A 13,959-nucleotide genomic window follows, 5' to 3' on the forward strand; every position below is an offset into this window, starting at 1 on the left:
TCCGGCCCTGCGGCAGGGCGGCCCTGCCCCCACGTCTGGGGAAGCTGGATGAGCTAAAAGTGCATAATCCCTTGGCTTTCGCCCGCCGCGTCTGGGTGCTAAGAGGCGGCGGATATTCCCGTGGCGCGCCAAAAGCGCCGTTCCCAAGAGGCTTCCCCGATCATGGCAAAAATCAAGGTATCCAATCCCGTCGTCGAGCTCGATGGCGACGAGATGACCCGGATCATCTGGCAGTACATCAAGGACAAGCTGATCAACCCGTTCCTGGATGTCGAGCTGATGTATTTCGACCTGGGCATGGAGTACCGCGACCACACCAACGATCAGGTCACCATCGACGCCGCCGAAGCCATCAAGAAGGTCGGCGTCGGCGTCAAGTGTGCCACCATCACCCCGGATGAAGCCCGGGTGAAGGAGTTCAACCTCAAGCAGATGTGGAAATCGCCGAACGGCACCATCCGCAACATCCTCGGCGGCTGCATCTTCCGCGAGCCGATCATCTGCAAGAACGTGCCGCGCCTGGTTCCCGGCTGGAGCAAGCCGATCATCATCGGCCGCCACGCCTATGGCGATCAGTACCGCGCCACCGACATCAAGTTCCCGGGCAAGGGCACCCTGTCGATGAAGTTCGTCGGCGAGGACGGCACCGTGATCGAGAAGGAAGTGTTCAAGGCGCCCGGCGCCGGCGTCGCCATGGAGATGTACAATCTCGACGACTCCATCATCGACTTCGCCCGCGCCTCGTTCAATTACGGCCTGCTGCGCAACTATCCGGTCTACCTCTCGACCAAGAACACGATTCTGAAGGTCTATGACGGCCGCTTCAAGGACATCTTCCAGGACATCTTCGACCGCGAGTTCAAGAAGGAGTTCGACGCCAAGGGCCTGACCTACGAGCACCGCCTGATCGACGACATGGTGGCCTCGGCCCTGAAATGGTCCGGCGGCTATGTCTGGGCCTGTAAGAACTACGACGGCGACGTGCAGTCCGACACGGTCGCGCAGGGCTACGGCTCGCTCGGCCTGATGACCTCGGTGCTGCTCACCCCCGACGGCAAGACCGTGGAAGCCGAAGCCGCCCACGGCACGGTGACCCGCCACTACCGCGAGCACCAGAAGGGCAAGGAGACCTCGACCAACTCGATCGCGTCGATCTTCGCCTGGACCCGTGGCCTCGCCCACCGTGCCAAGCTCGACAACAATGCCGAGCTCGCCAAGTTCGCCAACACGCTGGAGAAGGTCTGCGTCGACACCGTCGAGGCCGGCTACATGACCAAGGACCTCGCGCTGCTGGTCGGCGCCGATCAGCGCTGGCTCTCGACCACCGGCTTCCTCGACAAGGTCGCCGAGAACCTGACCAAGGAGCTGGCGGCCTGAGCCGACCGCAATTTCGCCCGACTGGGCCAGACATCATCACGGGCCGCGCAACAGCGCGGCCCGTTTCTTTTTGAGACCTTGCGCGGAGATGCCACCATGTTCATCAAGCTTGCCGGCCCCACCATGCTGCTCGCGGCCCTGATCGGACCGGCCGGGGCTGCCGAGCCGCTCCCCGACGCCATCGCCGCGCCGGGCGAGAGCGTCGTGCTTAGCGTCCACGCCGAGGGCTCGCAGGTGTATGAGTGCAAGGCCGGCACCGACGGCAAGCTCGCCTGGAGCTTCCGCGAACCGATCGCGACGCTTCTCTCGGACGGCAAGACAATCGGCCGGCACTATGCCGGCCCCAACTGGGAGCACGCCGACGGCAGCGCCGTCGTCGGCAAGGCCATTGGCAACGCGCCTGGTGCGACGGCTGCCGATATCCCCTGGCTGAAGCTGGACGTGACCGCCCGCCGCGGCAGCGGCGTGCTGACGCCGGTCACGACCGTGCAGCGCATCAACACCCATGGCGGCAAGCTCGACGGCGCGTGCGACAAGGCCGGCGAGTTCAGGAGCGCACCCTACTCGGCCGAGTATGTTTTCCTGAAGAAAGGCTGACCGCTCAGCGGTCGGTCCCGTCTTTCTCCGCCTGCGCCAGCTCCGCGAGCGCGAGATCGCCGCTGTCGGCGAGTCGCGCCTTGGCGGTGGTGTGGACGTGGTCGGCGAGCGTCGGCATCCGTTCGATCAAGGCGTGAAAATCCTGAGCGTCGAGCACCAAAAGGCGCGTCTTGCGCGTCGCCGTCACCGTGCCGCTGCGCTTTGTTTTATGCAGCAGCGCGATCTCGCCGAAGAAGGTGCCGTCCGTGAGGTGCACATGCTGGCTCGGCAGCGCGATCTCGACCTCGCCCGCGGTGATGAAATACATCGACGAGGCCACATCGCCACGGCGGACCAATATCTCGCCCTGCTCGATGGTGCGCGCGCGCAACAGCCGCATGATGTCGGCGATCTCCGCGGCCGACAGATGCGAGAACAGCGGCACCCGCGCCAGCATACCCCAGGTGACGACGAAGTCGCGCCGCTTCACCTCTTCGGCAAAGGCGGTGGATATGATCGCGACCGGCAGCGCGATCATGGCGAAGCCTGAGATGATGGCGAAGGTGGAGACCAGCTTGCCGAGCGGCGTCACCGGCACGACATCGCCATAGCCGACGGTGCCGAGCGTCACGATCGCCCACCACATCGCCTGCGGGATGGTGCCGAGCTTGTCCGGCTGCACGTCGCGCTCGATGGCGTAGAGCAGCGAGGCGAACGTCAGGACCGCGCCGATCAGGATGACGATGCAGCCGATCAGCGCGCGACGCTCGGCATGCACGGCGGCGAGCAGCGAGCGCATCGCCGGCGAATAGCGGATCAGCTTGAAGAACGGCAGCACCCCGAGCGCCGCCAGGGTCGCGTGCCGGCCGGTGGCGAGCACGATAGAAGCGGGCAGGAACGCCATGAGGTCGATGATGCCGAGCGCGGAGAAGGCATAGCCCAGCCGGTCGGACAGCGCGGAGCCCTTGCGCTGGGTGTGGCCCGCCACGGTCCACAGCCGCGCCAGATATTCCAGCGCGAACACGATCACGGACAGGACGGTGATGGCCGAGAACACCGTGCCGAACTGGGCGTCCAGCTCCGGCACCGAGGCGAGGATCATCGCGGCCACATTGAGCACGATGACGCCGATGATGAGCTGGATGAAGCGCGATCCGGCTGAATAAGCCAGCGGATCGTGCTCCAGCAATTCGTAGAGGCGATCCCTCAAATTGGGATCGCGAAGTCCACGCCCTCGCAGACCGGGGCGCATGGCCGTTTACGCGCCTGCCATTGCTTTTTCGATCGCCGCCAGCGCCTCGGTCGCCTTGGCCCCGTCAGGGCCGCCGGCCTGGGCCATGTCGGGCCGGCCACCGCCGCCCTTGCCGCCGAGCGCCTCGGAGGCAACGCGCACGAGGTTGACCGCGTTGAAGCGCGCAGTGAGATCCGCGGTGACGCCGACCACGATGCCGGCCTTGCCGTCCTCGGTGACGCCGACGATGGCGACCACGCCGGAGCCGATCTGCTTCTTGCCGTCGTCGGCGAGGCTCTTGAGATCCTTCATCTCGATGCCCTCGACCGCGCGCGCCATCAGCTTGACGTTGCCGATTTCGCGCACGCCTGAAGCTGCGCCATTGCTGCCGGCCGAAGCGCCGCCGCCCATCGCCAGCTTCTTGCGGGCGTCGGACAGCTCGCGCTCGAGCTTCTTGCGCTCCTCCATCAGCGCGGTGATGCGCGCGGGGACGTCGTCGAGCGAGGTGCGCAGCTCGTTCGCCGCGGTCTTGGCCAGCGCCATGGTCTCGTTGGCGTGCCTGCGCGCATAATTGCCGGTCAGCGCCTCGATGCGGCGCACGCCCGAAGCAACCGCGCTCTCGCCGGTGAGCGTGATCAGGCCGATGTCGCCGGTGCGCTTGACATGGGTGCCGCCGCAGAGCTCGACCGACCAGCCGAGCGCATTGGCGCCGCGCTCGCGCGCGGTCCGGCCCATCGAGACGACGCGGACTTCATCACCGTATTTCTCGCCGAACAGCGCGCGCGCCCCGGCCTCGCGGGCCTCGTCGACGCCCATCACACGCGTGGTGACCTCGTCATTCTCCAGCACCACGTCGTTGGCGATGTCCTCGACGCGGGCCAGCTCCTCCGCCGTGATCGGCTTCGGATGCACGAAGTCGAAGCGCAGGCGATCCGGCGCGACCATCGAGCCGCGCTGGGCGATGTGGTCGCCGAGCACCTGGCGCAGCGCCTCGTGGATGAGATGCGTCGCCGAATGATGCGCCCGGATCGAGGAGCGCCTGGAATGATCGACCTCGAGCTGCAGCGCGGTGCCGAGCTTCAGCTCGCCGCTCTCCAAGTTGCCGACATGCACGAAGAAATCGCCGAGCTTCTTCTGCGTGTCGGTGACGCGAAACTTGATGCCGCCCTCGCCCGTAAGCACGCCGGTGTCGCCGACCTGGCCGCCCGACTCCGCGTAGAACGGCGTCTGGTTCAGCACGATCGCACCGGTGTCGCCGGCCTTCAGGCTGGCGACCTCTGCACCGTCCTTCACCAGCGCCGACACCACGCCTTCGGCGCTCTCGGTCTCGTAGCCGAGGAATTCGGTGGCGCCGAGCTTTTCGCGCAGCGGGAACCAGATCGCCTCTGACGCAGCTTCCCCGGACCCCTTCCAGGACTCGCGCGCCTTGGCCTTCTGGCGCTCCATTGCGTCGGTGAACGCAGCTTGATCCACGCCGATGCCGCGCGACTTCAGCGCGTCCTGCGTCAGGTCGAGCGGGAAGCCGTAGGTGTCGTACAGCGTGAAGGCGACGTCGCCGTCGAACATGTCGCCCTTTTTCAAGGACGCGCTCTTCTCGTCGAGGATGGCAAGGCCGCGCGACAGCGTCTTGCGGAAGCGGGTCTCTTCCAGCCGCAGCGTTTCCTCGATCAGGTTCTCCGCGCGCATCAGGTCGGGATAGGCCTGGCCCATCTCGCGGACCAGCGCCCAGACCAGCCGATGCATCAGCGGCTCTTTCGCACCCAGCAGCTGCGCATGGCGCATCGCGCGGCGCATGATCCGGCGCAGTACATAGCCGCGGCCCTCGTTCGAGGGCAGCACGCCGTCCGCGACCAGGAAGGCCGAGGAACGCAAATGGTCGGCGATGACGCGGAACGAGGCGACGGTCTGCTCATTCGGCCCGCTGCCGAGCGCGGACGAGGTCGCATCGATCAAATGACGGAACAAATCGGTCTCGAACACGCTGTCGACGCCCTGCATGATGCAGGCCATGCGCTCGAGGCCCATGCCGGTGTCGATCGAGGGACGCGGCAGATCCACGCGCTCCTCTTTCGTCACCTGCTCATATTGCATGAACACGAGATTCCAGAATTCGAGGAAGCGGTCGCCGTCCTCCTCCGGCGAGCCCGGAGGTCCGCCCCAGATGTGATCGCCACGGTCGATGAAGATCTCCGAGCACGGGCCGCACGGACCGGTGTCGCCCATCGCCCAGAAATTGTCGGAGGTCGGAATGCGGATGATGCGGTCGTCGGAGAAGCCGGCGATCTTCTTCCAGAGCCCGTGCGCCTCGTCGTCGGTGTGGTAGACGGTGACGAGCAGCTTGTCTTTGTTGAGGCCGAAATCCTTGGTGATCAGCTTCCAGGCGAGCTCGATGGCGCGCTCCTTGAAGTAGTCGCCGAACGAGAAGTTGCCGAGCATCTCGAAGAAGGTGAGATGGCGCGCGGTGTAGCCGACATTGTCGAGGTCGTTGTGCTTGCCGCCGGCGCGCACGCATTTCTGCGACGTGGTGGCGCGCTGATAGGGCCGCTTCTCGACGCCGGTGAAGACGTTCTTGAACTGCACCATGCCGGCATTGGTGAACATCAACGTCGGATCGTTGCGCGGCACCAATGGCGAGGACGACACGATCTCGTGGCCGTTCTCGGCAAAGAAGTTCAGAAAGGTCGACCTGATCTCGTTGACGCCGCTCATGTTCATCCAATCGGGTGTGCTTGGACCCGCTATAGGCCATCCAAACCTGACATTTAGGCTGATATCTGCGGGCCACAGCGCTTTTAGACAAGGCCAGCTTCGCTGTCCAGAAACTGTGCAAGGAGATCAGAGGGTTGCCGCAGCCGCTCAATCCCCGCTGCAATCCCGTTGATAGGGCAAGCGGACGCGTTGACAGGCTTGGCCCCGCTGTGGTCTGTACCCATCTGTATCGTACGGCCACGTCGGGAGAGACCGGCTTTAGGCAGCCGGCGCCGAAGGAGCAACCGCCCCGGAAACTCTCAGGCAAAAGGACCGCGTGGCTTTGACAGCATCTGGAAAGAGGCGCCGACGGGTTTAGACCCGGATGGCTCCCGCCGACGGGATAATACTCTCAGGCACAGCGACAGATGGGGCTTCGACTGGTGTCCTCAGGGAATCGTCCCGGGGGAACCGCCGAGGGCCCCTGTGATGCTAGCGCGCGACGACCAAGATTCCCTGAAACGTACGCCCCTTCATGGGCTTCATGTCTCCCTCGGCGGCAAGATGGTGCCGTTCGCGGGCTACGACATGCCCGTGCAATACCCTGCGGGCGTGCTGAAGGAGCACCTCCACACCCGAGCCTCCGCCGGCCTGTTCGACGTCTCCCATATGGGCCAAATCGCGCTCCGGCCGAAATCCGGCAGGGTCGAGGACGCCGCCCGCGCGCTGGAACGGCTGGTGCCGCAGGATATCGTGGCGATCGCGCCGGGACGGCAGCGCTACGCCCAGTTCACCAACGCCGACGGCGGCATTCTGGACGACCTGATGGTCGCCAATTTCGGCGATCACCTCTTCCTGGTTGTCAACGCCGCCTGCAAGGACGCCGACGAGGCGCATCTGCGCGCGAATCTCTCTGACGACTGCATCATCGCTTCCCTCGCAGATCGCGCGCTGATCGCGCTGCAGGGGCCGAAGGCCGAGGGGGCGCTGGCGAAATTGTGTGCAGAGGCGCCCGCCATGAAGTTCATGGATTCCGGCCCGCGCAAGGTGGCCGGCCTCGACTGCTTCGTCTCGCGCTCCGGCTACACCGGCGAGGACGGTTTTGAAATTTCGGTTCCCGCGGCCGATGCGGAACGTCTCGCCAAAACGCTGCTCGAAAATCCCGACGTGCTGCCGATCGGCCTGGGCGCCCGCGACAGCCTGCGGCTGGAAGCCGGGCTCTGCCTCTACGGCCACGACATCGACACCATGACCACGCCGGTCGAGGCCGCGCTGGAATGGTCGGTGCAGAAGAGCCGCCGCAGCGGGGGCGCGCGCGCCGGCGGCTTTCCCGGTGCCGAAAAAATCCTCGCCCATTTCGACAACGGCGCGGCCCGCCGCCGCGTCGGCCTGCTCGCCCAGGGACGCGCGCCGGTGCGCGAGGGCGCGCTGCTGTTTGCGAATGACGCGGGCGGCGAGCCGATCGGACAAGTCACATCGGGCGGTTTCGGCCCAAGCCTGAATGCGCCGGTCGCGATGGGCTATGTGCCCACCGCATCGAGCGCGCTCGGCACACAACTCTTCGCCGAGGTGCGCGGCCAGCGTCTGCCTGTCGCTGTCGCGGCCATGCCCTTCGTCAAGAACACCTACAAACGCTGAGGATTCGAGAATGACCACGACGCTGTACACCTCCGACCATGAATGGCTCGCCATCGAGGGCGACGTCGCCACCGTCGGCATCACCGACTACGCCCAGCAGCAGCTCGGTGACGTCGTGTTCGTCGAACTGCCCAAGGTCGGCCGCACGCTGAAGAAGGCGGAAGCCGCCGCCGTGGTCGAGTCCGTCAAGGCGGCCTCCGACGTGTACGCGCCCGTGACAGGCGAAGTGCTCGAGACCAACGCCGAGCTCGCGGCCGAGCCGGCGCTGGTGAACTCGGACGCGCAAGGCAAGGCGTGGTTCTTCAAGATCAAGATGGCCGACAGAAGCGAACTCGGCGGCCTCATGGATGAAGCCGCCTACAAGGCGCACACGGCTTAAGGACGATGGAGCAAGCGATGACCGCGCACCGCAAGACCAACGGCGACACCGCCGCCAGTTTCGTTCGCCGCCACATCGGCCCATCGGCGCGCGATGTTACCGCCATGCTCGAAACCGTCAGCGCCAAGAGTGTGGACGCGCTGATGGCGGAGACGCTGCCGGCCTCGATCCGGCAGGCCGCCCCGCTCGACCTCGGCAAGCCGCTCAGCGAGACCGAGGCGATCGCGCATATGGGCGAGCTCGCACGGCAGAACCAGGTCTTCACCTCGCTGATCGGCCAAGGCTATTCCGGCACGATCCTGCCCGCGGTGATCCAGCGCAACATCCTGGAGAACCCGGCCTGGTACACGGCCTACACGCCCTACCAGCCCGAGATCAGCCAGGGCCGGCTGGAAGCGCTGCTCAACTTCCAGACTATGATCTGCGACCTCACCGGGCTCGACGTCGCCAACGCCTCGCTGCTCGACGAGGCCACCGCCGCGGCGGAAGCGATGGCGCTCGCCGAGCGTCACTCGCAGGTGAAAGCGCAAGCGTTCTTCGTCGACAAGGACGTGCATCCGCAAACGCTGGCTGTGATGCGCACCCGCGCCGAGCCGTTGGGCTGGACCCTGATCGTCGGCGATCCCCTCACCGATCTCGACAAGGCAGACGTGCTCGGCGCGCTGCTGCAATATCCGGGGTCTTCCGGCGCGGTGCGCGACCTCCGGCCCGCAATCGCCACGCTGAAGGCCAAGGGCGCACTCGCGATTGTCGCCGCCGACCTTTTGGCGCTGACGCTGCTCGCCTCGCCGGGCGAGTTAGGGGCCGACATCGCGATCGGCTCGGCCCAGCGCTTTGGCGTGCCGATGGGCTATGGCGGACCGCACGCGGCCTACATGGCAGTGCGCGATGCGCTGAAGCGCTCGCTGCCCGGCCGCATCGTCGGCCTCTCCGTGGATTCGCGCGGGGCACCGGCCTACCGCCTCGCGCTGCAGACCCGCGAGCAGCACATCCGCCGCGAGAAGGCGACATCCAACATCTGCACCGCCCAGGTGCTGCTCGCCGTGATCGCCTCGATGTATGCGGTCTATCACGGGCCCGAGGGCCTCTCACAGATCGCGCGCAACGTGCATCGCCGCGCCGCCGTGCTCGCGAGCGGCCTGCGCAAGCTCGGCTTTGCGCCTGACAGCGAGAATTTCTTCGACACGCTCAGCGTCGATGCCGGCGCCAGGCGCGCCGAGATCGTCGCGCGCGCGGCGGCCGAGAAGATCAATCTCGGCGTCGGCGACACCAGCTTGCGCATCGCGCTCGACGAGACCACAACGCCCGCGACGGTCGAAGCGGTCTGGCGCGCCTTCGGCGGCAAGCTCGCCTATGCCGAGTTAGAGGCGACCACGCGCGAGGCGCTGCCGGAGGCACTGAAGCGCGCGACCTCCTTCCTCACCCATCCCGTCTTCCACGCGCATCGTTCGGAGACCGAGATGCTGCGCTACATGCGCAAGCTCAGTGACCGCGACCTCGCGCTCGATCGCGCCATGATCCCGCTGGGATCCTGCACCATGAAGCTGAATGCGACCACCGAGATGATGCCCCTGACCTGGCCGGAGTTCGGCTCGCTGCATCCATTCGTGCCGCGTGAGCAGGCGGCAGGCTATCACGCGCTGTTCGCGCGGCTGGAAAAGTGGCTGTGCGACATCACCGGCTATGACGCGATCTCGCTGCAGCCGAATTCCGGCGCGCAGGGCGAATATGCCGGACTTCTTGCCATCCGTGGCTACCATTCCGCGCGCGGCGAGAGCCATCGCAAGATCTGCCTGATCCCCTCCTCCGCCCACGGCACCAACCCGGCCTCGGCCGCGATGGTCGGCATGGACGTGGTGGTGGTCGCCTGTGAGACAAACGGCGACGTCGACGTCAATGATCTCCGCGCCAAGGCGGAGAAGCATTCGAGCGACCTCGCCGCTGTCATGATCACCTATCCCTCGACGCACGGCGTGTTCGAGGAGCACATCCGCGAGATCTGCGACATCGTGCATGGCCATGGCGGCCAGGTGTATCTCGACGGCGCCAACCTCAACGCGCAGGTCGGCCTTAGCAGGCCCGGCGATTACGGCGCCGATGTCAGCCATCTCAATCTGCACAAGACCTTCTGCATCCCGCACGGTGGCGGCGGCCCCGGCATGGGCCCGATCGGGGTCAAGGCGCACCTCGCCCCGTTCCTGCCCGGTCATCCGGCAACGCAGGCGGATGCCCCGGTCGGCCCGGTCTCGGCGGCGCCGTTCGGCTCGGCCTCGATCCTCACCATCTCCTACATCTACATTTTGATGATGGGCGGCGAAGGCCTGAAGCGCGCCACCGAGATCGCGATCCTCAACGCCAATTACATCGCAGCGCGCCTCGATCCGCACTTCCCGGTGCTCTACAAGAACGCCAAGGGCCGCGTCGCGCATGAGTGCATCGTCGACCCCCGTCCGCTGAAGACGACGTCCGGCGTCACCGTCGACGACATTGCAAAACGCCTGATCGATTACGGCTTCCACGCCCCGACCATGAGCTTCCCGGTGCCAGGCACGCTGATGATCGAGCCGACCGAGTCGGAATCCAAGGCCGAGCTGGATCGGTTCTGCGGTGCCATGATCGCGATCCGGAAAGAGATCGCCGAGGTCGAGGCCGGCCGCTTCAAGATCGAAGCCTCGCCGCTGCGCCACGCCCCGCACACCGTGCACGACATCGCGGACGACGATTGGAAGCGCGCCTACACCCGCGCCGAAGGCTGCTTCCCCGCGGGCACCTCTCGCACCGACAAATATTGGAGCCCCGTCGGCCGTGTCGACAACGTTTACGGCGACCGCAACCTCGTATGCTCCTGCCCGCCCGTGAGCGATTACGCGCAAGCTGCGGAGTAAGCCACGACGGAGGTCTCGTCGGCGGAGCTCTCGTAGGGTGGGCAAAGCGTCAGCGTGCCCACCACCTCTTGCTTGTTGAAGTGGGCACGGCGCTTGCGCGCCTTTTTCCACCCTACGGCACCGGATGCGCCGCTATGGCGCAATCAACAACCGGCTTTCACGATCCCAGCGCCAGAGCCGTTCGTTGGTGAGTTCGGTCCCGCCCCACCAGCGATAAATCCGGTTGTGGCGCCACATATCATCCTCGCGCGCAAAAATTGAACGCCCGAGTTCAGTGAGCGTGACCTTCCACTCGCTCCTGCCGAAATAGCGATCCTCATTGTCGAATGCCGGATCGCCCAGCAGGATCGGCGGGGCCGGGTGCGCCCCCAGTTCGAGCAAGGCATCAAACGCGTCGTTTTCGTCAAACACATTGCGAAGCCACCTCGCTCCCTCGACGATCCTCGGGTCGGTGTGCCCATCGTTCACAAACTCCAGAATATCCATTTCGCTGGCACCCAGGCCCGTCACACTGTCCGGAAGCTCTTCGAGCAACGCGATGAGCGCCGGCCGAAGTCTCGGCAGGGCCGTCAGATCCGTCATCAGAAGATCGAAGCAGGGCTTTGGCGTTTCAGCCCGATAGGCTTGCCAGGCGCGGCGTGCCAAGGCCAAATGGTTTTCGGTCACCTTGAAGGCCGGCAGCTTCCATTTTGCGACAGATTCCGGAGCATAGTCCGCAACATGATCATCTGTGTGCACCAGACTGAGCTTCGTCGTAATCTCCTTGTAGGGGCGAAGCAGGTCCAGCAGCCAGATCAGCACAAGCTGATCGTTTGGTCGAGGGTCGACCCAGATTTCAATTGAGTCGAACTTCGCACACAGCTCGAAGAAACCGATATCACGCGTTCCGAACCCCTCCAGCGAGCCGCGACAAGCCTCATCGAGCCAATGATCGCCAGGATTGCCGTGCTTCGCCGATCGGCGCTCCAGCCCAAGCAATAGTTGTTCCTCGGGAGGCAATTTCCTCCACACGAAGCGTAGATTGAATCCAACCACGACATTCGCGAGGCGCGACTGGGCAAGCACGTCTTCGTCAAGGTGGTTCGTGGATAAGATCAAATGAGACACGGTCGCCTCTTAAAAATTGATTCGCGTACAGGAACGCTGAGAGCCATGCGCGCCCTTAGTCAGGTGCGATCAACGCGCGGTGCTCGGCGTCCCATCGCCAAAGCCGTTCGCTGGTGAGAAGTGTGCCACCCCACCAGCGGCGAAACGGATTATGGCGCCGAAAGTCCTCTTCTCCCGTCAGCACCGCCATCCCGAAATCGGTGAGCGACATTAGGGACTGCTTGTATTGCGCGAAACGGCGAGCATCGTCATGCATGTCGAGCGTGAATGGCCCCTCCTCCAGCCCGGCTACGGCCGGCACTGGACATCGCGCGAGTCCATCGAGCAGCGCGCCGACCTCCCAGTAATCGTACACGCGCCGGTCGTTGGGTTTCTGATGTCCCGGGAAGACGTGAAAGGGCTGCACTTCGCCCGGCGCGATGAGTTGCAGCATCCGTGTCTCCGTGGTCCCGAGGCCGCTGGTCACGTTTGGAAGCTCTTCGAGCAGGTCAACAACGCAATGATCGAGCTGCGGAAGCGGACTCAAGTCCGCTTCAAGCAGGTTGAACCAGGCCTGCGGCGTGGGTCCGCAATAAGCGCACCATGCGCGACCGCCCAGTTCAAGGTGATCTTCCGCAAGTTTTCCTATTGGCGGATTCAGCTTCACAAGTTGCTCCCGCGCGACATCACCCACGGCAAAGTCCAGGTAACGTATCGAGAGCTTGGAAACTGCCGCATTCTCGGTGCTGCAATGATGGAGCAACCAAAGCAGAATTAACTGTGCATTTGGCTCTGATCCCATCCACAGTTCGGCCGTGTCGCATTCGGACAACAGGTCGACCAGTCCGCGCCCCCTCACCCCAGACCCTTCCAGACGCCAGGCCGGGGTGTGGTCCAGCCAGTGCAGGCCGAGCGCTTGGGTCGTTCGCGGGGAGAAGAATGCCCGGTGTTCCGCATCAGACGGCAGCGGCCCCAAGACAAGCCGGCGCTCGATCGCAAGGACGAGATCGCCAAGGCCGGCGCCTTGTATCGCGCCGGCGGCGGACGAATCGGTCGTCACGATGAGCCGCGTCATGCGGGATCCTCAGGGTTTCGTCAGGACTGCGCCGTAGCGCCATAGCTTATCATTGGTCAGATGCGTGCCGCCCCACCAGCGGTCGATCGGATTGTATCGGCTGAAATCCTCCTGATGGGCCAGGACAGCCTTCCCGAACTCGGTCAACGACAATCGGCTGCGGAGATAGACCTCATGCCGAGCCCTTAGATTGCCGTGGTCGATTGTACGCAGTTCATCGCCCAAACCGGCTACGGCGGGCCTGGGGCCAAGCGCGAGCCCCTCCAACAGCGAACCCAAATCAAATTCGCTGAACACGTACGTGCGCCGCTGCGAGCGCAGATGAAACAGGGCGTTCGTATTTGCAAATCCTCTGGAAAGCAGCTCCAGGAATCGCATCTCGGTCGCACCAAGACCCGTCGAGGATGACGGTAGCTCTGCCAACAGCTCTTGCAATGCCGGTCGCAACATCAACAAGGCGCTCAGATCGCTCCAAAGTAGGTTGGCGCAGGCCTCGGGCGTCGGCGTGCGATAGGCCTGCCAGGCCATTCTGGCAGTGCTAAGTTCACGGGCCTGAACATCCACCATAGGAATATGCGACGCGGACACTTCGGAAACTCGGTCTCTCAGATCGAAGAGATCGGATGCAAGCAGACGCAACCTGAGTTTTTTCAGCAGCTCAGGGTATGAGGCAAGATAGTCGAGCAGCCAGATCAGCTGCAGTTGATCGTCTGGGCTCGGATCGAACCAAAGTTCGATCTCGTCATAGCGCTCGCAAAAATCGGCAAAGGGTAGCTTCCTGAGTTCCTTGAACTTGGAGGGCCATTTTGTACCCCAATCCGACCAATGATCGCCCGGCCTGAGCGTCCCTGACTGCGCCCCGAAATAGGCTGCGAAATAGTCGGACGAAGGCAACGGCCCCCACGTGAAGCGAAAAAAGAACAGAACGACGATCTCGGCCAGCTTCGATTTGGCGAGATTGGCGCCGGCCGCACTGGTCAGGATCAGACGCTTCATCACACCACCACCCGATCCCAACAACGCA

Annotated in this window: 10 protein-coding genes and 1 riboswitch; of the genes, 5 read left to right on the forward strand and 5 right to left on the reverse strand. The window is 64.5% G+C overall.

From position 1 onward, the window contains the following. The first annotated feature begins 162 nt into the window (after window positions 1-162). Window positions 163-1,377, forward strand: a complete 1,215-nt coding sequence (locus tag GGD65_RS07540; protein ID WP_018316614.1) for an NADP-dependent isocitrate dehydrogenase — start codon at window positions 163-165, stop codon at window positions 1,375-1,377. Window positions 1,378-1,473: 96 nt separating this feature from the next. Beyond that, on the forward strand, window positions 1,474-1,974 hold the full coding sequence (locus tag GGD65_RS07545; protein WP_183234789.1) for a DUF3455 domain-containing protein: 501 nt from the start codon (window positions 1,474-1,476) through the stop codon (window positions 1,972-1,974). A 4-nt stretch (window positions 1,975-1,978) separates the two neighbouring features. Here the strand turns inward: GGD65_RS07545 and GGD65_RS07550 are convergent, their stop codons facing one another. Continuing rightward, window positions 1,979-3,205: a cyclic nucleotide-gated ion channel gene (locus tag GGD65_RS07550; RefSeq protein WP_183234790.1), complete on the reverse strand. Its 1,227-nt coding sequence runs from the start codon at window positions 3,203-3,205 to the stop codon at window positions 1,979-1,981. Window positions 3,206-3,211: 6 nt separating this feature from the next. After that, window positions 3,212-5,893, reverse strand: coding sequence for an alanine--tRNA ligase (gene alaS / locus GGD65_RS07555; RefSeq protein ID WP_183234791.1), 2,682 nt, complete (start codon window positions 5,891-5,893; stop codon window positions 3,212-3,214). Window positions 5,894-6,126: 233 nt separating this feature from the next. Beyond that, window positions 6,127-6,217, forward strand: a riboswitch (glycine riboswitch). Between the two features lie 144 nt (window positions 6,218-6,361). Between alaS and gcvT the strand changes: the two genes are divergently transcribed. From gcvT to gcvP, 3 genes are read left to right on the forward strand one after another with little or no spacing between them, the layout of a single operon-like run. After that, window positions 6,362-7,510: a glycine cleavage system aminomethyltransferase GcvT gene (gcvT, locus tag GGD65_RS07560; RefSeq protein WP_183234978.1), complete on the forward strand. Its 1,149-nt coding sequence runs from the start codon at window positions 6,362-6,364 to the stop codon at window positions 7,508-7,510. 10 nt (window positions 7,511-7,520) lie between these two features. Beyond that, the gene (gcvH, locus tag GGD65_RS07565) at window positions 7,521-7,889 is read left to right on the forward strand and encodes a glycine cleavage system protein GcvH (RefSeq protein WP_018316619.1); all 369 of its coding nucleotides are present in this window, start codon (window positions 7,521-7,523) and stop codon (window positions 7,887-7,889) included. A gap of 17 nt (window positions 7,890-7,906) precedes the next feature. After that, window positions 7,907-10,774 carry an aminomethyl-transferring glycine dehydrogenase gene (gcvP, locus tag GGD65_RS07570; protein ID WP_183234792.1) on the forward strand — a complete coding sequence of 956 codons (2,868 nt, stop codon included), beginning with the start codon at window positions 7,907-7,909 and terminating at the stop codon, window positions 10,772-10,774. Window positions 10,775-10,906: 132 nt separating this feature from the next. Here gcvP and GGD65_RS07575 read toward each other — a convergent pair whose 3' ends face one another. From GGD65_RS07575 to GGD65_RS07585, 3 genes are read right to left on the reverse strand one after another with little or no spacing between them, the layout of a single operon-like run. Beyond that, window positions 10,907-11,881: a hypothetical protein gene (locus GGD65_RS07575; RefSeq protein WP_312017689.1), complete on the reverse strand. Its 975-nt coding sequence runs from the start codon at window positions 11,879-11,881 to the stop codon at window positions 10,907-10,909. A gap of 55 nt (window positions 11,882-11,936) precedes the next feature. Continuing rightward, window positions 11,937-12,935: a hypothetical protein gene (locus GGD65_RS07580; protein WP_183234793.1), complete on the reverse strand. Its 999-nt coding sequence runs from the start codon at window positions 12,933-12,935 to the stop codon at window positions 11,937-11,939. Window positions 12,936-12,944: 9 nt separating this feature from the next. Beyond that, window positions 12,945-13,931, reverse strand: coding sequence for a hypothetical protein (locus GGD65_RS07585; protein ID WP_183234794.1), 987 nt, complete (start codon window positions 13,929-13,931; stop codon window positions 12,945-12,947). Window positions 13,932-13,959: the final 28 nt, after the last annotated feature.

It is taken from the genome of Bradyrhizobium sp. CIR18, from assembly GCF_014198295.1.
Taxonomy (GTDB): domain Bacteria; phylum Pseudomonadota; class Alphaproteobacteria; order Rhizobiales; family Xanthobacteraceae; genus Bradyrhizobium.